Origin of the sequence: Chryseobacterium mucoviscidosis, from assembly GCF_002177115.1 — a bacterium.
In the GTDB taxonomy this organism is placed as follows: Bacteria; Bacteroidota; Bacteroidia; order Flavobacteriales; family Weeksellaceae; genus Chryseobacterium; species Chryseobacterium mucoviscidosis.
In genome coordinates, this window is sequence record NZ_MVAG01000128.1 from 20,599 (window position 1) to 42,121 (window position 21,523).

Here is a 21,523-nt window from a genome sequence, read left to right on the forward strand (position 1 = left end):
ACCTTGTCAAGACTTATTTTTTATCAAACAAACAAATTAGACAAAAGAAATTTTTTCTGAAGTTCTAACTTTTCTAAAATTTGTTTTTCAGTTTCTATTTTTTCTTGAATAGAAGATAGGAAATTGACTATTTTAATTTGCTCCTTTAAAGATGGCAATTTTATTGGCATTGATTGAAACATTGGTAATCTTAGTGACTTCACTGTTGAGCCAACAGCTTGCGATTGCAAATGTCTATCATCGCTTAATATTTGATAGTAAAGAAATTTACCATTGATATTTAAAAAGTCAAAAATAGCATATGTCCTTTGATGTAAATCAAATTTTCCAACAAAATATTTAGGTATAAACTCTTGACCTTCTCCAGGAATAATAATAGCTTCTTTATCAAATAGATATTGCGAACTGGTTCGAATATCTTGCGACCTATCGAAAAATGTATAATCTCCGTCTAAGATGGAATCTGCCCTATTTGAAGAACCTGTAGTAATAGTAGAAACATTGCCTAAATATTCAACTCTCCAGTCAGAAAAATGATTTCCATTTTCATCTTTAAATCTCAATTTCTGCGAAAATATTTGTTCAAGACTCCCTTTCATTAGGGTTTTTATTTGTTCAATTATTTTCCTTTGAGTTTGAATTCTTTCATCAACAAACAATAAAAATGAAGCAATTTTATCTTGTTCGGAAAGATTAGGAAAATATAAATTTACTGAACTTAATATCTCTTGTCCGACATTAAATCTTGTACTTCCTCCAGATTTAGAAGTTATATTTTCTCTCGCTGAATTGGTTTTAAGAAGTTTATTAAAAAACACTGGATTATATTCTCCAATTTTTTTTCCTCTAATTACAAAACCTCCAAATGTGGCATTTTTGTTTTTATCTAAATAGACATTAGCAGTCCCAACTTCTTCTCTAGTTTCCGAACTTCTCTGAAAAAGAATATCTCCATAACTTACTGAAAATTTCTCAACAATCAACTCATCGACATTAACTTTGCCAACAATATTATCATATGTAATAAAGTCATTAGATAGAATATCTAAGACGTTAATGAACTTTATACCAGAACCGTATTGTTCTTTAGAAGCGTTAATACCATTTTTGAATTCCAATAATTCTCCTAATCGTTTATTCTCCCAAACTCCTGTAAATTCAGGAAATCTAAGTCTAGGAATCTCAAAATATCCTCCGGTAGGAAAATTCTTCACATTTTTATTTTCTTCTGTCATCTCAGTTATATTATTATTCGTTAGTAAAAGAATTAAGGATACTTAAAAAACAAGACCCAATTCTTTCAAATAAACTTCAATTTCAGAATCCAGTTGAGAACGCTTTGCTTCAAGCTCCTTAATTTCAGCCATTACCGCCTGAATATCAATCTCATCCTCTTCCTCAAAAGTATCTACATAACGAGGAATATTAAGATTGTAATCATTTTCAGCCACTTCCTGCAATGTCGCTTTATGACTGAACTTTTCAGTTACCGTACGGTTTTGGTAAGTATCAACAATTTTATTGATATGAGCATTAAGCAACACATTTTGATTTTTCTGCTTTTCAAATTCTTTGCTTGCATCTACAAACAGAATATCTTCATCCGCTTCACGGCATTTCTTAAACACTAAAATACACGTAGGAATACTTGTACCGTAGAAAATATTGGCAGGTAAACCGATCACAGCATCCAGATAATTCTTTTCTTTAATCAGATATTTTCTAATCACCAATTCGGCTGCACCACGGAACAGAACGCCGTGAGGCATTACGACAGCCATAATTCCGTTTTCATCCAGATGATGGATCATATGCTGGATAAACGCAAAATCTGCTTTTGAAGACGGTGCTAATTTTCCATATTGTGAAAATCTTTCATCCAAAAGATGCAGTTCATTCGCACTCCATTTTGCAGAGAAAGGCGGATTGGCGACAATGGCATCAAAGGTTTTATCTAAATGTTGAGGTTTTTCAAGCGTATCTTCCTGACGGATGTCAAAATTGCTGTAATTGACCCCGTGAAGAATCATATTCATTCTCGCTAAGTTATACGTCGTACGGTTCATTTCCTGACCGTAGAAATCACTTACTTTTGCTTCACGCGCAACACGCAAAAGCAACGAACCGCTTCCGCAGGTCGGGTCATATACAGATTTTAACTGTGCTTTTCTACTGGTCACAATTCTCGCCAAAATGGTAGAAACCTGTTGCGGAGTGTAGAATTCCCCCGCCTTCTTCCCTGCTCCGCTGGCAAACTGGGCAATCAGATATTCATAAGCATCTCCTAAAACATCGGCATTGGTATCTGATAAATTGAAATCAATATCATCCAAATGATACAGCACTTTGGAGATTAAAGTATTTTTCTCGTCTTCTGTCCTTCCTAATTTTGCCGAAGTCAGATCCAAATCATCAAAAAGTCCTTCAAAATCATCTTCACTGTTTGTCCCTAATGTGGATTGCTCAATATTATTAAGGATTTTTGTAAGTTCAGCCAGAATAAAATTAGATTTCCCTTCCTGCTTCTGATGTCCTTTTTTGGCAATATTACTGAAAAGTTCCGAAGGTTTCAGGAAATATCCCAAATCTTCAACCACTTCTTCATAAATGGCTTCTACAATTTCCTTCCCTTCTTCCGTGTTTTCATCCACATCATTATAATCAATATCCTCTCCCGAATCCAGCAAAATTTTATTCGCTGTAAAGTGAATTTTCTCTGAAAGATATTTATAGAAAATAAATCCTAAAATATAATCCCGGAATTCGTCCGCATCCATTTTCCCTCGTAAAGTATTCGCTATATTCCAAAGCTGCTGCTGCAACTGACGTTTCTGTTCTTCTGACATGGTTATCCTTAATTAAAAACGTTAAAGATATTATTTTCTAAATTTTAATAAAAACTTTTTACAAAATAAAATCATATCAAGGAATCAAAAAAGCATGGTGGCTTCGGCTCCGCTCAGCCACCATTACAGAAAAAACAATCCAAACTCCAACAACACCCAAAAAATCAATTAAAAATCCCGGTGGCTGAGCGGAGCCGAAGCCACCGTATTCAAATAAAATACTATCTTTAAAATAAAAATACAAATGATAAAAGGATGGATGTATATTCTTCTCTGCTCAGACGGCAGTTATTACACCGGCAGTACCAACGATCTGGAACGCCGGCTTTCGCAGCATCAAAAAGGAGAAGGTGCCAATCACACTAAAAAGCGGCTTCCTGTAAAGCTTATTTATTTTGAAGAATTTGAACGTATTGATCTTGCTTTCTACCGCGAAAAACAGGTTCAGGGATGGAGCCGAAGAAAAAAAGAAGCTTTAATCAATGGCTGGAACGAAGAGCTTAAAAAAGCGGCAGAATGCATGAATGAAACCCACAGTAAGTTTTTTATAAAAGATGAATAGGTGGCTTCGGCTCCGCTCAGCCACCTGGTTATACGCTCAGTAATCTATTCATCATCTCCTCAGAAATATTTCTAACTTCCAATACTTAAAAAAATACAAACACAAAAGGTGGCTTCGGCTCCGCTCAGCCACCAATACAGAAAACAACCCACAGTCCAACACCCCCAAAAAATCAAATCAAAGAACACGGTGGCTGAGCGGAGCCGAAGCCACCACTAAAGAAAACAACCCACCGCCAAACAACACCCCCAAAAAATCAAATCAAAGAACACGGTGGCTGAGCGGAGCCAAAACCACCATTACAAAAAACCAACCACAACCCAATAATACCCAAAAATCAAATCAAAAAATCGGTGGCTGAGCGGAGCCGAAGCCACCATTAAAGAAAACAACTCACAGCCCAACAATACCCAGAAACCCCATCAAAAAATCCCGGTGGCTGAGCGGAGCCGAAGCCACCACTACAGAAAAACAACACACCGCCCAACAACACCCAAAACCTCATCAAAAAAAAACCGTGGCTGAGCGGAGCCAAAGCCACCACAAAAAATCCCCACCCTTTCGGATGGAGATTCAAATTAAGTTAAGGTATAAGCCCCAAGATACGCGCTGTTACACGCAAGGGTTTCTTTCGCATTCCTGAAAAACACCCATACCTGAATTTCCTTTCCCGCGTAGGAAGCAGGCATTGTGACATCAGCAGCCAGTGCTCCTCTTTCAGCAACAGATTCGAAAATTTCAAAAGTTCCCAGTTCTTCGCAATAACACACCGCATTGGCTTTGTCGGTGGTATCTGCGCTTCCCTGTGCGGAATTGTCCTCCCAGCTGAGGGCAATGGTATTTCCGGTTTGCGGAGCAGCAGTGACGTTCTGGAAACCTGCCAGATCCCCTTTCGTAATCAGCACCTTGTTGTATACCAGTTCGGGAACATCTCCATTCATTTGTAACGCTTCGCTGATCGTATAGGAAACTGCCATATTTACCCTTGATTTTGAGCCGCTCCCCGATCCGAAATATTTCGTCTGGATATTTTTGAGCGGCTGCAGAAAGCTGATCACCATGCTGAATTTGGTCTGCTGCAGAAGCTGTTTATCGGTAGGCTGTTTTGAGTTTGGTTTGGGAATACTTCTGATAATATCCTGTCCACGCCAGTTTGCCCCTACAACCGTTCCCACTTTTCCTGAAAATCCTCCAAGGATTCCTTTTGTTATTCGTGCCATTTTGTGCATTTTTATTGGTTAACAGAACTAAGGTATTACAGAATTTTCCAATTTCAGGCACCTGTGAAAAAGATGACCGGTTCTGACTGCTTTTGACCGGTTTTGACCGGTTTGAAAACCCATTTCTTCGGATCATGTTCGGGTCTTCTTCGGATCGGCTTCGGAAAAATGGGATTTTTTCCGAAGGATGACCGAACAACGGTCGAAGGATTCTGGGAGAATTTTATGAAAGTTTCTGCTTCCTTGTACGCTTCGGCTCAGCTCATCGTACTTCAGTTCAACTTTATTTAAACAAATCATTGTAAACCACACCCGCCACCATGCGCTGAGCGGAGCCGAAGCGCACATCATCGTAAATAATAATTCTTAAAGTTGTTTAAACCCGCAAAGACGCAATATTTTTTAAAACGCTCTATCTATTTAAGGCGCAAAGATTTTATCTCCGATAAAATGTAATACGGATATTTTTCGCTTCGGCTTCGCTCAGCGTACTTCAGTACAACTTAATTTTAAACAAATCATTGTAAATCACCCACCACCGTGCGCTGAGCGAAGCCGAAGCGCATATCACGGCTACTCCATTTAAACAATCATTGTAGTAAAAAGAAATCCTTGGGCTGCTTAACATACTTAAAAAGTAGCTTAAGAAGTAACTTTTTATATCTGCGTAATCTGCACAATTTGCGTGAAGTAATTGCAGATGAAAATCAAAACAACAGATTATTGTGATAAGAAAGATCCTTCGGCTGCTTCGCGCTCAGGATGACAGCACAGAAAATTGTTGATTTTAGAGTATGCTATTGAATTGAAAGCGTTAGACAATTATTTATTGTAATAAAAAGAAATCTTTAGCTGTTTGATATACTTGGAAAGTAATTTAAGAACTTACATTTTATATCTGCACAATCTACGTGAAGTAATTGCACGACAATCAAAACAACAGATTATTGTGATAAGAAAAAGAGATCCTTCGACTGCTTCGCGCTCAGGATGACAACGCAGAAAGTCATTGATTTTAGAGTATGGTATTGAATTGAAAGTGTTAGACAATTATTTATTGTAATAAAAGAGATCCTGCGGTGTTTCGCGCTCAGAATAACATAAGAGTGACCGTCGATCCGCATCATTCCGCAGAAACCGGTTTTAATCCCACCAACGAAAGACATAAAAATACCCTCATTTTTTGAGGGCTGTATTGAAAAACGATTTCGGATAGTATATTTTCTTTCCGATTTTTATATGCGGAATATTCTGTGATTTCCGGATTCTGAATAAAGTACTGTCGCTGATATTCAACAGCCTTTTTACATCGGCACTGTCATAATACTGCGAATCGGTAATCTGCTTTTTCCTGAGGGTATCCAGAATTTCAGAAAAAATGTCCAGAACGGTATGCATCAGCTCTTCATAATACAACGGTGGATTGTTGGGTTTATTTTTCATCCTGTGCTTTTTTAAAAGAAATAATGTTATTAATTTTTATTTCAAACGTTGAGGAAATATAAAATATTGTTTCATTTTTCTAATAAAAAGAAAAGCTGAAAAAACGATAAAATACAATCATTCATTTCTTCGATAAAATTTATGAAATTTTTTTGTTAAAATCTTGGTTATCCTGAATCAGAGGGATGAAATCCTCTGTAAAGAGGAATGATATTTACCGAAAAAAAATTAATATTTTCATCATAGTTGCCAACATTCCGAATCTTCCGGTTGTAATCATATCAGAACTTAACAGTTTTTGGATCCGAAACGATCTTCAGCATCAAAAATTTATTTATATTCGCAGTCCTTAAAATTATTGACCATGAGAAAAAAAATTACTCTATTCTTATTCGGAGTTCCTTTTTTTGGTTTTGCCCAGTCTGTGATCGGGAATATGAACTCGGGAGCGGTTTCTGCGGATAACTTTACGCATTCGGTGGGAGAAATTTATGTGATTCCTACAGATCCTGACAAAGCGAATTCCGGAACTATGGGAATGTTTTACCAGTCTGTTTTACAGGTTTTAGGGGTTTCAGAAATTGAAAAAGACCATGTGAAAATTTATCCCAATCCTACTGCTGATTTCATTTATGTTAAACTGAATTCAAAATCAAAAATCGAAGGTGCGGAAATTTATGATCTTTCGGGAAAACTTGTGTTTAAAACCAAGTTAGATGCTGAGCAACTGGATCTGAGATCTCTTCAACAGGGAGTTTATATGATCGTTTTCAAAAACTCCGACATCAAACCTATTAAAATTATCAAAAAACCTTAAAAAAACTATTTGAACATGAAAAAGCTTTACGCAACTATAGGATTATTTTTAGCAAGTTTAGTAAGCGCTCAGGTTCCGCAGGCTTTCAGCTATCAGACGATTGCTTTCAATGCGGCAGGAGCTCCGATTGCTAACGGAAACGTTTCTTTGAGAATCAGTATTCTGGATAATGCAGCCAACGGAACGGTTTTATATACGGAAACACAAAACAAAACTACCAACGCCAAAGGTTTGGTAAATCTGAATATCGGACAGGGAACAGCTACCACAGGAAACTTCGGGGCGATCAACTGGGGAACCAACGCCAAATTTGTAAAAGTAGAAATGGATCCTGCAGGAGGTTCTAACTACACGAATGTTGGGGTAAATCAATTGATGAGTGTGCCTTATGCAATGGTTGCAAAAAATGTTGTTGATTCAAACAACATTCCTATCAATCAATTAATTCCGAAAAAAAGTAATTACATGATCGTATATACTGATACAAATGCTTATGCTTTTTATCAGAACTCAGGCTCCAACGGAAGTTGGTATTCACAATCTTTATCAGGAACAGTAAAAGGAGCGATTGCTTCTAACACCAACTCTATTATTTATACTAATACAAATGCATATGCATTTTATCAAAATTCAGGATCAGGAGGAAACTGGTACTCACAATCTCTATCAGGAACAGTAAAGGGAGCTGTTGCATCAGATAATTGTATTGTAGTTTATACTGATACTAATGCTTATGCTTTTTATCAAAACTCAGGATCAGGAGGAAGTTGGTATACACAATCTCTATCAGGAACAGTAAAGGGAGCTGTTGCATCAGCTAAAAATATTGTTATTTATACCGACACTGATGCTTATGCATTTTATCAAAATTCAGGATCGGGAGGAAACTGGTACCCGCAATCTCTATCAGGAACTGTCATAGGTGCTGATTTCTCAACCAGCAATATTATGGTTTATACCAATACCAACGCATACTCTTTTTACCAAAACTCAGGATCAGGAGGAAATTGGTATTCACAATCATTATCAGGCAACGTAATTAATAGTATTTCCAAATAAATATACTATGAAGAGGCAAAAGCCTCTTTTTTTATGCAAATGTTTAAATAAAACAATCATAATCACTAAATTTGTGAGTCTTAAAAAATCAAATAATAAATTACAGTATAATGTCAGACAAATCAAAAATCTATTACACCCTTACGGATGAGGCTCCTATGTTGGCTACACACTCGTTTTTACCGATTGTGAAAGCTTTTACAAAATCTGCAAATATTGAGATCGCCGTTCCGGATATTTCTTTGGCAGGAAGAATTTTAGCCAACTTCCCGGAGTTTTTGAAGGATGATCAAAAGATCGGTGATGCTTTGGCTGAATTGGGTCAGTTAGCGACTCAGCCGGATGCCAACATTATCAAGTTACCGAATATTTCAGCTTCTGCTCCTCAATTGGATGAAGCAATTGCAGAATTGCAGTCTAAAGGTTTTGCAGTGCCTAATTATCCTGCTGAGCCTAAAAATGATGAAGAGAAAGCGATTAAAGCGAAATATGCCAAAGTTTTAGGAAGTGCCGTAAATCCGGTATTAAGAGAAGGAAATTCTGACAGACGTGCTCCAAAAGCCGTGAAAAACTATGCAAAAGCAAATCCTCACAGAATGGGCGACTGGGCTTCTGACAGCAAAACAGACGTTGCGCACATGAACGGAGGAGATTTCTACGGAACTGAAACCTCAACAACGGTAGAAAATGCTACAAAATTTAAGATCGTTTTCAAAGGAAACGACGGTTCTGAAACTCAACTGAAAGATTTCGCCAACCTTCAGGCAGGAGAAGTAATTGATTCTTCTGTAATGAATCTGAATGCTTTGAAAGGTTTTGTGCAGGAAGCTATTGAAGAAGCAAAAAACAGAAACGTTCTTCTTTCGGCGCACCTTAAAGCGACCATGATGAAGATCTCCGATCCGATTATTTTCGGAGCGATTGTAGAAACGTTCTTCAAAGAGGTTTTCACAAAATATGCAGAGACCTTCAAGTCTTTAGATGTTAATCCAAACAACGGTCTTGCTGATCTTTTCGAAAAAATAAAAGGAAATGCTCAGGAAGCAGATATTAAAGCAGATATTGAAGCGGCTTTGGCAGACGGTCCGAGAGTAGCGATGGTAAATTCTGATAAAGGAATCACGAATTTCCACGTTCCTTCAGACATCATCGTTGATGCTTCTATGGCTGCATTGGTAAGAGGCGGCGGAAAAATGTGGAACAAAGACGGAAAAGAAGAAGATACGGTTTGTATCATTCCGGACCGATCTTACGCAGGTTTCTATCAGTCTGTTATTGATGATATGAAAGCACACGGAAAATTAGATCCTACCACAATGGGTTCTGTTCCGAATGTAGGTTTAATGGCTCAGAAAGCTGAAGAATACGGATCTCACGACAAAACGTTCCAGGCTTCAGCAGAAGGAACCATTGAAGTCCAGGACGAAAACGGAAACGTTCTTCTTTCTCAGAAAGTAGAAAAAGGAGATATTTTCAGAATGTGCCAGACGAAAGATGCTCCAATTCAGGACTGGGTAAAATTAGCAGTAAACAGATCCAGATTATCTGATACTCCGGCTATATTCTGGTTAGATAAAGGAAGAGCACACGACAGAGAAATCATCAAAAAAGTTGAAAAATACTTAGCTGATCACGACACCAACGGGTTAGACATCAGAATCATGGATGTAAAAGATGCCATGACGGAAACATTAAAAAGAGCAAGAGAAGGAAAAGATACCATTTCTGTATCCGGAAACGTATTGAGAGATTATTTAACTGACCTTTTCCCAATTCTTGAGCTTGGAACTTCTGCAAAAATGCTTTCTATTGTTCCATTGATGAACGGAGGTGGTCTTTTTGAAACCGGAGCGGGAGGTTCTGCACCGAAACACGTTGAACAGTTCATCGAAGAAGGTTATTTAAGATGGGATTCTTTAGGTGAATTCCTTGCATTACAGGCTTCTTTAGAACATTTGGCACAAACTCAGGGGAATACAAAATCTCAGGTTTTAGCGGATGCACTGGACGAAGCTAATGCTAAATTCCTGGCTACCGATAAATCTCCTGCAAGAAAAGTGGGACAAATCGATAACAGAGGTTCTCACTTCTATCTGGCAATGTATTGGGCGGAAGCTTTGGCAAACCAGACTGCTGATGCAGAATTAGCAGCACAATTCGCTCCGATTGCAGAGGCGATGAAGGAAAACGAAGAAGTGATTAATGCAGAATTAATTGGTGCTCAGGGAAAACCTCAGGATATTGACGGTTACTATAGAACAGATACTTACAAGACGTATGCTGCCATGAGACCAAGTACGGTTTTAAATGAAATCATCGACGGAATTTAATTTCGTTTTTACTAAAATATTTTTTAGCCATAGCCGACTGTAGTTCGGTTATGGCTAATTTTTTATAGTCTGTAAAATCAGCCTAACTTAATCAAACGCTGTTCACCGAATCCGCCCACGCTTTTCCTGCAGCGGATTTCAAAAATTATTATCTTCGTGATGAAGGACAACTCTAATTAACGAACAGCCTTTAGGAACTGGGTTGTGAATTGCTTTCAAAAATTATTATCTTCGTGATGAAGGACAACCATTGACACCACTATGTCAATGGTAAATAAGTTGTGAATTGCTTTCAAAAATTATTATCTTCGTGATGAAGGACAACCAACAATTGCAAATGTCCTATTCACATTGAGTTGTGAATTGCTTTCAAAAATTATTATCTTCGTGATGAAGGACAACCTGCCTGCGGTTGGTGAGAATGATATTTCTGTTGTGAATTGCTTTCAAAAATTATTATCTTCGTGATGAAGGACAACTACTCAGTCTAATATTAATGCTGATACTGCGTTGTGAATTGCTTTCAAAAATTATTATCTTCGTGATGAAGGACAACGTGAGATATTCAACCCATCTCTGAGGGGCAGTTGTGAATTGCTTTCAAAAATTATTATCTTCGTGATGAAGGACAACTTGCCAATCCGAATGCTGTAATGTATTCTCGTTGTGAATTGCTTTCAAAAATTATTATCTTCGTGATGAAGGACAACTTCCGTTAATTCTGGAACTGAATGGCATTAGTTGTGAATTGCTTTCAAAAATTATTATCTTCGTGATGAAGGACAACACTCTATACGTTTTATCAAATGGGACTATAGTTGTGAATTGCTTTCAAAAATTATTATCTTCGTGATGAAGGACAACGGAACTGTTTGCTTTCCATTCCATCCGTCAGTTGTGAATTGCTTTCAAAAATTATTATCTTCGTGATGAAGGACAACACTTACAGAGGCGCAGTTAGAGGCAGCGCGGTTGTGAATTGCTTTCAAAAATTATTATCTTCGTGATGAAGGACAACGATTTAAAGAAAAACGAGTATAAAAACCATGTTGTGAATTGCTTTCAAAAATTATTATCTTCGTGATGAAGGACAACGACTTGCAGGGAGGAAAGCGAAGAAAGCGAGTTGTGAATTGCTTTCAAAAATTATTATCTTCGTGATGAAGGACAACGTGATATGCTTATGACTGAGATCGAAAGAAGTTGTGAATTGCTTTCAAAAATTATTATCTTCGTGATGAAGGACAACTCTCTACATTCGTAGCACTTACCACAAGGAGTTGTGAATTGCTTTCAAAAATTATTATCTTCGTGATGAAGGACAACAATAGTACCAGTGATAACTGTTTTCATACAGTTGTGAATTGCTTTCAAAAATTATTATCTTCGTGATGAAGGACAACTAAAAATATAATGTATAATCGGCAGTTCTAGTTGTGAATTGCTTTCAAAAATTATTATCTTCGTGATGAAGGACAACTCTAAATTTTGTGCTGCTAATTGTCCTCCGTTGTGAATTGCTTTCAAAAATTATTATCTTCGTGATGAAGGACAACAGATGATCCTGTTACGAGTCTACACGAACAGTTGTGAATTGCTTTCAAAAATTATTATCTTCGTGATGAAGGACAACTAGCCCATCTACACCCTCTTTAACATTTCCGTTGTGAATTGCTTTCAAAAATTATTATCTTCGTGATGAAGGACAACAGGATCTCAGAGAGGCATAGGAGATATGGCGTTGTGAATTGCTTTCAAAAATTATTATCTTCGTGATGAAGGACAACAATTCTTTTTCCCGTTTGAGGTTAATATTGGTTGTGAATTGCTTTCAAAAATTATTATCTTCGTGATGAAGGACAACTATAACGAGAGCCGCACTTCATACATTCAGGTTGTGAATTGCTTTCAAAAATTATTATCTTCGTGATGAAGGACAACTCTATAGAATAATATACTGCAGCTTTCTGAGTTGTGAATTGCTTTCAAAAATTATTATCTTCGTGATGAAGGACAACAATTCCGTAGTTTAATCGATTATTATATTGGTTGTGAATTGCTTTCAAAAATTATTATCTTCGTGATGAAGGACAACGTTTGATACTGAAGATATCAACCTCTCACTGTTGTGAATTGCTTTCAAAAATTATTATCTTCGTGATGAAGGACAACATAATGCTCAGGGCATGAAGATGTAATAAGGTTGTGAATTGCTTTCAAAAATTATTATCTTCGTGATGAAGGACAACGGAATACCTGAATATAATTTGCATTATATGTTGTGAATTGCTTTCAAAAATTATTATCTTCGTGATGAAGGACAACGCAAAACATAGATAGGATGCGGCATCGGATGTTGTGAATTGCTTTCAAAAATTATTATCTTCGTGATGAAGGACAACTTGCTTTGATAATATCCACACAGAAAGCGTGTTGTGAATTGCTTTCAAAAATTATTATCTTCGTGATGAAGGACAACATAATGTGGTAAGACCATTACTTGCTGCTGGTTGTGAATTGCTTTCAAAAATTATTATCTTCGTGATGAAGGACAACAAGCTTCGGAAAGAAAATAAAATACAATTAGTTGTGAATTGCTTTCAAAAATTATTATCTTCGTGATGAAGGACAACTAAATCAGTAGATTCTTCTACGTTAGCTCCGTTGTGAATTGCTTTCAAAAATTATTATCTTCGTGATGAAGGACAACAATAAATTGTGTGATTACAATAGCACACATGTTGTGAATTGCTTTCAAAAATTATTATCTTCGTGATGAAGGACAACATTCCTTTAACGGGTACGTACTCCATTCCTGTTGTGAATTGCTTTCAAAAATTATTATCTTCGTGATGAAGGACAACAAAGCTGTTAATATCTATTATTGGATTAGGTTGTGAATTGCTTTCAAAAATTATTATCTTCGTGATGAAGGACAACATCAATTAATTCACGCCCTTCTATGAATGAGTTGTGAATTGCTTTCAAAAATTATTATCTTCGTGATGAAGGACAACTTCTCCATCAATCCTGATGGTAAGTCCGTCGTTGTGAATTGCTTTCAAAAATTATTATCTTCGTGATGAAGGACAACAAGGTAGAAATTCTTTTAAATTTGTAGTTGTGAATTGCTTTCAAAAATTATTATCTTCGTGATGAAGGACAACAACATATAATGCCGTTATTAGTTCCATATCGTTGTGAATTGCTTTCAAAAATTATTATCTTCGTGATGAAGGACAACCGTGTGCATTCAGGGGAATAGGGTTATTGAGTTGTGAATTGCTTTCAAAAATTATTATCTTCGTGATGAAGGACAACTAACTTGGAAATTTTTTAATTCTAATCTTTGTTGTGAATTGCTTTCAAAAATTATTATCTTCGTGATGAAGGACAACCATTCTACCAAGGTGGGAACAAAGAAAGCCGTTGTGAATTGCTTTCAAAAATTATTATCTTCGTGATGAAGGACAACCGCGTATTCCAAACTTCATACCCTCCGTTGGTTGTGAATTGCTTTCAAAAATTATTATCTTCGTGATGAAGGACAACAAGAGCAATTAACTGGAGGGCTTTATAATGGTTGTGAATTGCTTTCAAAAATTATTATCTTCGTGATGAAGGACAACAACCAATAATTGGAATTGTTGAAAAGCCCTGTTGTGAATTGCTTTCAAAAATTATTATCTTCGTGATGAAGGACAACCTCACATAGGAAATTCCATTTGCATACACCGTTGTGAATTGCTTTCAAAAATTATTATCTTCGTGATGAAGGACAACTTATGGCAATCATAGAAACACAGGCAAAGGGTTGTGAATTGCTTTCAAAAATTATTATCTTCGTGATGAAGGACAACCTCAAAAAATAATCTACTGGTTTTCAGTAGATTATTTTTGTTTTCAGGATTTAAAATTCAGAACAATTCGAGCTGTTGGAAAGTCGGTGGCGGTTCTTCTTTATTTCTGGCAAAAAAGATTTCGATGTCTCCAAACTGTTTATCGGTAATGCACATAATGGCAACCTTTCCGGCTTTCGGAAGCATAAATTTCACTCTTTTGATGTGTACTTCTGCATTTTCACGGCTCGGACAATGACGCACATACATCGAAAACTGAAATAAAGTAAATCCGTCATCAATCAAAGCTTTCCGAAAACGGTTTGCATCTTTCATATTTGCTTTCGTTTCGGTCGGGAGGTCATATAATACTAAAACCCACATAATTCGGTATGCATTAAACCTTTCGGCGTTCATTTTTGGTGACTATTGTTTGTTTATTGTAATAATCGCAGCCCGACCTGAGTGGAGCCCTTCGGCTTCGCTCAGGATAAACTACAGGCGGATAAAGCTACCATAAAAAAATTACATCAATTCCGGATAGGAAATCAGTCGTTTTTCTCCTGTATAGCATTTGTAAAGCGATGACGTGGTCATTTTTACAGCAACCAGCAACGGTCTTGTTTTGTCATCAATACGCACATCTTTGGTTGCAACCTGGAGAATATGCGCTTTAAATTCTTTCGTCAGCTCTTCGGTATCCGTATGAATTTTCAGCCACTGCATCACGAGTAAATCAACAAACGGACGATAAGGTTCCATTAAATCGTCGGCAAGGCAATACGGATTGTATTTATTTTTATGGAAAATGCCGAGAACAGGCAACAGTCCGGTTTCTACGATGGCTCTTGCGACAATACTTCTGAGCACGGCATATCCAAAATTGAAAAACTGATTGGGTGAATCTCCAAAACGCTGTCTCAAAAAATCCAGACTGATGAGGTATTTCCAGTAATGCTGCGCCGCAATTCCTTCCATATTCGTTATATCACCAGATTTTACGTTTCTCTGATATTCAATCATCGGTTCGTAGTAATTCCCCAGTTTCATCAGTACATTTTTCTGGTTTTCGATCTTGCATTCGACCGTTTGTTTCCAAAGCTGTTTTTTCAGCGGTTCACTGGCTTCCAACTGATCTTTTACGCGATCGGAATGCTCGGTATGCCCATACAGCGGAAGCATTATTCCGTGCGGTAAATGATGGGCATCGCAACTCACCACCACAACATTATTTCCCATCATTTTCTGAATCAGATGGTGTGAAATGGTAATCTGATAATGATCCAGCATCAACAACCCCAAATCTTCCACAGGAACACTCCCCTTTTCCGTTTTGGTTTCCGGACAGAGGATTTTCAACTGCTCATCTTTGAGCTTAAGGTAAGCGGGATTGCCGATGTAGATGGAGCGGGTGATCATTTTTTATGCTTTTGAAATGTTACCTAAACGGTCTACTTTCAACTTCCAACAAATTGATTTAATCTGAGTACCATCAAGCGAGTTTTGGTTTTTAGATTGTGGGCTACCTAATCCCAATTCATTTTGAATAGATAATTTAATATTAGCTTTTTCTTGTTCTTTGTTTGACATATTAAATAACAAATTTGCAATATTTGCTGGCACAAAATTCATTGTTGTTCCACTGCCATCAGTAAATTTATAAATCCTATTCATTTGCTCTTTTTTCATTTTTGAAAAATCAATAAAATTTGGATTTTCTATTTCTTCTTCTGTCGGCACATATACCAAATCACTTGGGTTGAGTACAAAAATTAATTTGTATTCGCGGTCTTCTGGATGTGTAACAGGACAAGGCTCTAAACCTTGTTTTAAACTTTCAATAGTTTCTCTTAAAGTTGGAATGTAATATTTTCTATCTGTTCCGTTTTGGTAAAAACCACAGAATGCATTGCTTCCCGCGGCAGTAACAACAAACTTTGTACTCTTTTGTCCTTCTTCTGATACAGAAAACTTAGTTCCCATTGCATCGCTTGTTCTTACTTTGTAAATGGGATGATGAAACTTACCATTATTTAACTTGGTAATGTTATTGTTTAGTTCTTTAACACCATCTGATGAAAATGCATTTTCAGTATCAAATTTTGTCTTTCCGTCAATAACTTCTTTGTAATTATCCAAATGGTTTTCCAAAATCCTTTGTATCCCAGTATCTGTAATAGATTGAATTGCTTTAGTTATTTTATCTGAAGGTATAGATGCTAAAGATTCTAATTCATTTCCAAAACGTGTTGCTACAAATTTTTCATAAACATTTACTTTAGGATATTTTGTTTTTAATGTTTCAATGATTTCTTTTATTGATTTACCTTCATTTTGCCTTAGATTTTCTACTTCTTTAGAAATTGCATTATCAACTATATCAAACTTTTCAACTAAAGCTTTTTCAAGACTAATAGTTGCCACTTTACTCTGCAATTTTACTTTTCCGTAAAAAGTATCTTCGTGTAGGCGTTTTCTAACATTATAGTTGACAACTTCTTTTAATCCTTCTTGTTTTAAAACATTGAGTTTTCCATCTTCAGATTTTAAATATTTATTCCACCTTTGGCGAATAACACGATTTTTTTGTTTAAAGCTTGCAATTGTATTTTCGAGGACGTTTTGAGCAATTTCTTTAAATACTTTGCTTTTCGCTTCTCCAAATTGATATTCAAATTCATCAATTCCGTCTTTAGTTTTTATTTGTGCAGGTGGTAAAAAGTACCATTCTTTTTCATCATTAAAACCTTTACGAGAGTTTGTTAGTTGAAATTTATAACCTTTTCTAGTCTTTAACTTCTCTTCATCATTTTCTTCTTGAGATGAAATATTGTTTAAATAATTAACGTGATTTTCTGTTGTTAGTGCGATTATCAATGCATCCAAAGCGTGATGACGATGGTCTATTCTTTTCGGGTCAAAATTTTTATTGGCTTCTTCTGGAACAGTGTTTATAAAAACTTGGTGTCCATTTATTTCTCTATAATCTCCAAACAAATTAGAATTGGTTAATTCGTTCAAACGTTTAAATCTTGGAGAAATAATTTCATTCCAAGCATCATTTAATTGCCAATGTCTTTTCAATGTTGATGTAATTGTGCCGTTTGTTGCCAAAACATTTTTAGAACGGTAAGTATCTTCATCTTTTTCACGCACAATATTGCTCAACAGTTTCATAGCCATTTTAGAGATGTATTGGCTGTTGTTTAATTGGCTATTAGTAAATTCTTCTGGTATTTCTTTGCTTAATAGAATATCTCTTTTTCTACCTATAAAATTGTTTTTTACTAATTCTTCATAAGTGCTAATACTCAGTATTTCCACCTGCGTATCGTGGGCTGAACAAAACACTTTTTTGGATTTTGAATTAGCAATAAAACCATAACCTGTTGACGCTTTTTTCTCTTTATTGATTTCCGTTTCACAAATTACTTTGTTATAGAGTGCATTTAGCGTGATGCGTTCTTGTGGAAATATGTGTTCGATCTCATATTTTTTTCGGTCAAACAAATCAGATAATTTGATAAACTTTCCAGTGTAAGGCGATTGATATCTCTGGTCGAGCCAAAGTTTATATCGTTCGAAATCACTTCTGCTTATTTTAGAAAGTTCTTTTGACGTGATATCTTTTATTTCTTTTTTTGAGATTTTGCCATTAGATAATTCATATTCCGTAGTATCTTTATCGTACTCAATGGAAGATAAAAGCCCTTCTTCTAATATTCTTAATTTTTCTTGTTGGAAAGGAGATTTTTCTTGAAGTGAACTATTTGTTTTTTTCAACTCTCGAAGAAGTTCAACAATTCGCTCATTAGCTTTCCTGTTTTCTTTGTTATTCTTATCGTCTTTTTCTTTTTGTTTGTTGTTCTTTTTCATTTCCCGACCTAATTCTATATGAATTCTGTCAAATAATTTGTTGTAAATAGTTCGTCCTTCTTCATCAGTTCCGATTTCTTCACCATAGTATTTCCAAATATCTTTAACAACGTGTAGTGTTTCTACTAAAATCTTTTCTACAGTTGGATTATTTAAAGAATGTTGTATGAATTCATTTTTTAAATAATTCTCAATGTCGTAAGGTGATTGCCAAAACTGCACTTCACCAACTTCGGAATAGCGACCATACACCAAATAACAAGCACTCGAAACCCAAAGACCTTGGAAGTCTTTCAACTCTCCATTAATTTCTTCTTTATCTAAAACCTTTTGCTTTACTTCTTGATTTGCTTTTGATAGAATATTCTCAACTTCCTTTCCATTCCAGTATTTTCCCAATCTTAAAAACGGCAGCATCTTTTTGATTGCTTTTTCGGAATAAGTGCCATAATCATTGGTATATCCTCCGAAAGAACTAAAGTTTTTCACTAAATCTGCGTGATAATCATTTGACAAGCCTGACTTATCTAATAAACGACTAATAATGTTACTTAAGCCTTTAGTAAATTCATCTTTTTTCTTTACAGAATAAAAGAAATGCCAAAGACTATACTCATTTTCAGGAGCTAAAAATGTTTTGTAATCGAAACCTTTAATTCGTTTTGTCCTTAGAATAAAGTTATATCTTGTAGGGTTGCAAGGTTCTTTTTCAGATGCGAAATTCCATTTGTAGATTTCAGAATTAATTTCTAATTCTTTGTATTTTTTGTTTAGAAAATTTAGTATATCTTTTTCTGTAACATTTTCTTTGTCATTCAAAAAAGCATATAATTCTTCCTTAATATCTCTTGTTAGTAATTGAGAAGTTACATCAATATTAATTTTAATTTCATCATTGACTATATCCTCTTTCTTAATAATTTTAAGCCTTTTGATAAACTGCCAAAGCCTAAACTCTTGATACAGCGGATTGGCTTTATGTATTGCTTTTAGTGGATTTTTATATTTCTTTCCAGTTTTTTCATCTGTACGTTCGTAGTTCTCTTTTTCATAAACACAATCTGCAATCAAAGATTTTTTAGACTTCAAATCTCTTTGATACAATAAAATATCTTCCTTAATCAAGTAATTAAAATCTAATTCTTTAACTGTTTTTTGATGACCGAGATTATTTGGATACAAAAGTTGAATTGCTTGCTCGTAAAGATTTCTATTCTTTAATTCAGGATGAAATTGTTCCTGATTTTTATAAATAACATCCAATTCTTCCCGATAGTAATCTCTTTCAATAACAGTAATTAAATCGGCTTTTATTTTTTGTTTTGGGTTTTGTAAAAGATTATAATAAACAAATGAAGCAACGCCTTTGGTTTTATTTTTTGTGTTGAAAGAAGTTAATGAAGTTTCTGTTTTCAGTTTCATTAAAGTCCAATCTTCTTCCTTTGGAATATTGATATTTCTACCTTTATCCGCACCTTTCAATATTCTATTGCCATTTTCATCATATTTTGTTTTAATGATGAAATCTCGCTTTGTATCTTTCCATTTTGGTGTAAACTTGCTTTGTTGCTCTTTAATCCAACCTGTTTCCAATTCAATTTCAAAAATAAAGTTTTCTTTTATTTTTCTTCCAGTATTTCTAACATCAACAATCGAAAACTCACGAACTTCATTGATGATATACTCTGTTTTCTTAGAATCAATTGTACCCTCATCATCATACTTTGATACAATTTCAACTTCTTTTAAATCTCCAATTTCTGTAATTGGAATTTTTGTTTCTTCCTTGTATCTAAAAAGCTCAATTGCGTCATTATTGTTATCTACCAAAACAATTTCATAAGCATCTTCATTTTCAATTATATTAATACTTTGTACTTTACCTACAAAAGAATCGGTCAACTCTCCTTCTTTTTGCACTTTTTCATCTTGCCCGATTACTTTTTCATAACCTCTTTTTTGATTAAAACTTAAAGTAATCCAAGCCAATTGTTCTTTTGTAAGTTCAAAATTTTTATCCGTAACCGCCTTGTGTCTTAAATAGTACAAAGTCCAATCGTAAGGAATTTTGGTTTGATCACCATTTCTTTTTTGATAGAACATTTCAGGATATTTTTTTCTAAAATCATTTTCCATTTGATGATAAGCATCTTTAAAAAGAAATTGAAATTTTCCACTATCATTTTTATAATAAGCTAATTTTTCCTCTGTTCCTTTTTTAAATTTCCCACTACGTTTTCCTTTTGCATTTTCAAATTCAATTGATAATTTGTAATGCTCAGGAAGAGCATTTAATAAATTTAAAACACAATGGAGCCTATCTCTTCTTAATAAATATCTTTCATTTAGCTTTCTTGGAGAACGAAGAGTAGTTCTTTTAGCTGCACCACTTTCAGTTTTAGCGCCACTCTCAAATTTAGCTATTTCAGCAGCATCCATTGTTAAAATACGAGAACCAAGTCCTAGTATTTTAACTATTTTATTTATGTGGTCGATTTCTACCAGTGCCCATCCAATAGAGTTCGTTCCCAAGTCCAGTCCAAGTATATTTTTAGTCATAGCTATATAGTTTTTCATAATAGATAAAAATAGGAAGAAAAAATTTATTAAAAATGAGGTTTTCCGTAAACCATTCAAAGAATTTTTCTTTTATATTTGTATCAATAATTTTGAAAAGCAATTCACAATAAGGATTATTCCGTTGTGAAAACATTTAAGGCGGGGCAACTCGCCTTCTTCTATTTCAGGAGGGAAATGCAAAATCCCAAACACAAAAAAGCCGCCTCAAAAAAGGCAGCTTTACAAGTCTGAAATATCTAACAATATTATTTTTTAGCTTTTACGTCTACAGCGATTTCGATGTCTTTGCTGATCATCCATTCTGCAGGATCGGCTTCGGAAGTTCCGAATTTAATTCCCCAGTCTGCTCTGTTCACCGTGAATTTAGCTTGGATTGCCGCTGAATTTTCCGTTACATCCACTTTTGCAGGGAACGTTACATTCATTGTTTTTCCGGATAAAGTAAGGTTTCCGCTTACTGTTTTGTTAGCTCCTGCTACTGCATCTTTTGGAGCGTCTTTAAGATCTGCTACGCTTGTAATTTTGAAATCAGCCGTCGGATTTTTTGCCGTGTCGAAGAAATCAGGATTTTTAAGGTGCGCTTCAAGATCTGCCGGTTTTTTATCTTTTTCCGTTACAGAAGCCGGATCTACTTTAATAGAGTTCATGTCGATCACAAAGTTTCCTGCTGTTACGCCTCCGTTTTCAATGCTTAAATCTCCCGATTTTACCATTAAAGTTCCCCAACGCGGAGCCATTCCTCCTTTGTGGAATGCCTTCCAGTTTACAACAGAACCTACCGTATCTACAGGCAAAACTTCCCCTTTGCTTTCTGCTACTTTCTGCTCAGTAGAAGTTGCAGCATTTTCAGCCGATTTTTCTTTGTTACAGGACGCTGCAAGTAATCCTACTGCAACTAATGCAATAACACTTAGTTTTTTCATATTATTTAAATTGTTTTAAAGTTTATTC

13 protein-coding genes and 1 CRISPR repeat array are annotated in these 21,523 nt (G+C 35.4%); of the genes, 5 read left to right on the plus strand and 8 right to left on the minus strand.

All coding sequences use genetic code 11. The features are described 5' to 3' along the window. Window positions 1-23: 23 nt before the first annotated feature. Both B0E34_RS14780 and B0E34_RS14785 read right to left on the minus strand, forming a co-directional pair. Window positions 24-1,235, minus strand: coding sequence for a restriction endonuclease subunit S (locus B0E34_RS14780; protein ID WP_087710662.1), 1,212 nt, complete (start codon window positions 1,233-1,235; stop codon window positions 24-26). 42 nt (window positions 1,236-1,277) lie between these two features. Beyond that, on the minus strand, window positions 1,278-2,846 hold the full coding sequence (locus B0E34_RS14785; protein ID WP_087710664.1) for a type I restriction-modification system subunit M: 1,569 nt from the start codon (window positions 2,844-2,846) through the stop codon (window positions 1,278-1,280). A gap of 244 nt (window positions 2,847-3,090) precedes the next feature. Here B0E34_RS14785 and B0E34_RS14790 point away from each other — a divergent pair, with 244 nt between their 5' ends. Then, on the plus strand, window positions 3,091-3,408 hold the full coding sequence (locus tag B0E34_RS14790) for a GIY-YIG nuclease family protein (RefSeq protein ID WP_087710666.1): 318 nt from the start codon (window positions 3,091-3,093) through the stop codon (window positions 3,406-3,408). Window positions 3,409-3,986: 578 nt separating this feature from the next. Here B0E34_RS14790 and B0E34_RS14795 read toward each other — a convergent pair. Beyond that, window positions 3,987-4,628, minus strand: coding sequence for a DUF6266 family protein (locus B0E34_RS14795; RefSeq protein WP_087711515.1), 642 nt, complete (start codon window positions 4,626-4,628; stop codon window positions 3,987-3,989). A 111-nt stretch (window positions 4,629-4,739) separates the two neighbouring features. On the opposite strand from B0E34_RS14795, the gene B0E34_RS14800 reads away from it, so the two are divergent. Further along, window positions 4,740-4,919 carry a hypothetical protein gene (locus B0E34_RS14800; RefSeq protein WP_123956644.1) on the plus strand — a complete coding sequence of 60 codons (180 nt, stop codon included), beginning with the start codon at window positions 4,740-4,742 and terminating at the stop codon, window positions 4,917-4,919. A gap of 885 nt (window positions 4,920-5,804) precedes the next feature. Here the strand turns inward: B0E34_RS14800 and B0E34_RS14805 are convergent. After that, the gene (locus B0E34_RS14805) at window positions 5,805-6,071 is read right to left on the minus strand and encodes a helix-turn-helix domain-containing protein (RefSeq protein WP_087710669.1); all 267 of its coding nucleotides are present in this window, start codon (window positions 6,069-6,071) and stop codon (window positions 5,805-5,807) included. A 364-nt stretch (window positions 6,072-6,435) separates the two neighbouring features. Between B0E34_RS14805 and B0E34_RS14810 the strand changes: the two genes are divergently transcribed. The 3 genes from B0E34_RS14810 to B0E34_RS14820 all read left to right on the plus strand — a co-directional run bounded on the left by B0E34_RS14810 (window position 6,436) and on the right by B0E34_RS14820 (window position 10,277). Beyond that, window positions 6,436-6,888 (plus strand): T9SS type A sorting domain-containing protein, encoded by a 453-nt coding sequence (locus B0E34_RS14810; RefSeq protein ID WP_087710671.1) that lies wholly within the window; start codon window positions 6,436-6,438, stop codon window positions 6,886-6,888. 15 nt (window positions 6,889-6,903) lie between these two features. Continuing rightward, on the plus strand, window positions 6,904-7,947 hold the full coding sequence (locus B0E34_RS14815; RefSeq protein WP_087710673.1) for a DUF8740 domain-containing protein: 1,044 nt from the start codon (window positions 6,904-6,906) through the stop codon (window positions 7,945-7,947). Between the two features lie 110 nt (window positions 7,948-8,057). Next, window positions 8,058-10,277, plus strand: coding sequence for an NADP-dependent isocitrate dehydrogenase (locus B0E34_RS14820; RefSeq protein ID WP_087710675.1), 2,220 nt, complete (start codon window positions 8,058-8,060; stop codon window positions 10,275-10,277). Between the two features lie 201 nt (window positions 10,278-10,478). Next, window positions 10,479-14,137: direct repeats of the CRISPR family, unit length 47 nt; unit sequence GTTGTGAATTGCTTTCAAAAATTATTATCTTCGTGATGAAGGACAAC. A gap of 57 nt (window positions 14,138-14,194) precedes the next feature. On the opposite strand, the gene cas2 is transcribed toward B0E34_RS14820, so the two are convergent. The 4 genes from cas2 to B0E34_RS14840 form a co-directional block, all read right to left on the minus strand. Beyond that, a complete protein-coding gene (gene cas2, locus B0E34_RS14825; RefSeq protein WP_007842732.1) occupies window positions 14,195-14,533 on the minus strand; it encodes a CRISPR-associated endonuclease Cas2 in 339 nt (112 codons plus the stop codon). A gap of 108 nt (window positions 14,534-14,641) precedes the next feature. Beyond that, window positions 14,642-15,535 (minus strand): type II CRISPR-associated endonuclease Cas1, encoded by an 894-nt coding sequence (gene cas1 / locus B0E34_RS14830; protein ID WP_087710677.1) that lies wholly within the window; start codon window positions 15,533-15,535, stop codon window positions 14,642-14,644. Between the two features lie 3 nt (window positions 15,536-15,538). Further along, window positions 15,539-20,551: a type II CRISPR RNA-guided endonuclease Cas9 gene (gene cas9 / locus B0E34_RS14835; RefSeq protein WP_165763000.1), complete on the minus strand. Its 5,013-nt coding sequence runs from the start codon at window positions 20,549-20,551 to the stop codon at window positions 15,539-15,541. Between the two features lie 266 nt (window positions 20,552-20,817). Then, a complete protein-coding gene (locus B0E34_RS14840) occupies window positions 20,818-21,495 on the minus strand; it encodes a YceI family protein (RefSeq protein ID WP_087710681.1) in 678 nt (225 codons plus the stop codon). Between the last annotated feature and the right edge of the window lie 28 nt (window positions 21,496-21,523).

What these genes read in the sequence shown, in the direction of transcription:
- B0E34_RS14780 (WP_087710662.1), bottom strand. Translation starts at nt 1,235, where the DNA reads ATGACAGAAGAAAATAAAAATGTGAAGAATTTTCCTACCGGAGGATAT.
- B0E34_RS14785 (WP_087710664.1), bottom strand. Translation starts at nt 2,846, where the DNA reads ATGTCAGAAGAACAGAAACGTCAGTTGCAGCAGCAGCTTTGGAATATA.
- B0E34_RS14790 (WP_087710666.1), top strand. Translation starts at nt 3,091, where the DNA reads ATGATAAAAGGATGGATGTATATTCTTCTCTGCTCAGACGGCAGTTAT.
- B0E34_RS14795 (WP_087711515.1), bottom strand. Translation starts at nt 4,628, where the DNA reads ATGGCACGAATAACAAAAGGAATCCTTGGAGGATTTTCAGGAAAAGTG.
- B0E34_RS14805 (WP_087710669.1), bottom strand. Translation starts at nt 6,071, where the DNA reads ATGAAAAATAAACCCAACAATCCACCGTTGTATTATGAAGAGCTGATG.
- B0E34_RS14810 (WP_087710671.1), top strand. Translation starts at nt 6,436, where the DNA reads ATGAGAAAAAAAATTACTCTATTCTTATTCGGAGTTCCTTTTTTTGGT.
- B0E34_RS14815 (WP_087710673.1), top strand. Translation starts at nt 6,904, where the DNA reads ATGAAAAAGCTTTACGCAACTATAGGATTATTTTTAGCAAGTTTAGTA.
- B0E34_RS14820 (WP_087710675.1), top strand. Translation starts at nt 8,058, where the DNA reads ATGTCAGACAAATCAAAAATCTATTACACCCTTACGGATGAGGCTCCT.
- cas2 (WP_007842732.1), bottom strand. Translation starts at nt 14,533, where the DNA reads ATGAACGCCGAAAGGTTTAATGCATACCGAATTATGTGGGTTTTAGTA.
- cas1 (WP_087710677.1), bottom strand. Translation starts at nt 15,535, where the DNA reads ATGATCACCCGCTCCATCTACATCGGCAATCCCGCTTACCTTAAGCTC.
- cas9 (WP_165763000.1), bottom strand. Translation starts at nt 20,551, where the DNA reads ATGACTAAAAATATACTTGGACTGGACTTGGGAACGAACTCTATTGGA.
- B0E34_RS14840 (WP_087710681.1), bottom strand. Translation starts at nt 21,495, where the DNA reads ATGAAAAAACTAAGTGTTATTGCATTAGTTGCAGTAGGATTACTTGCA.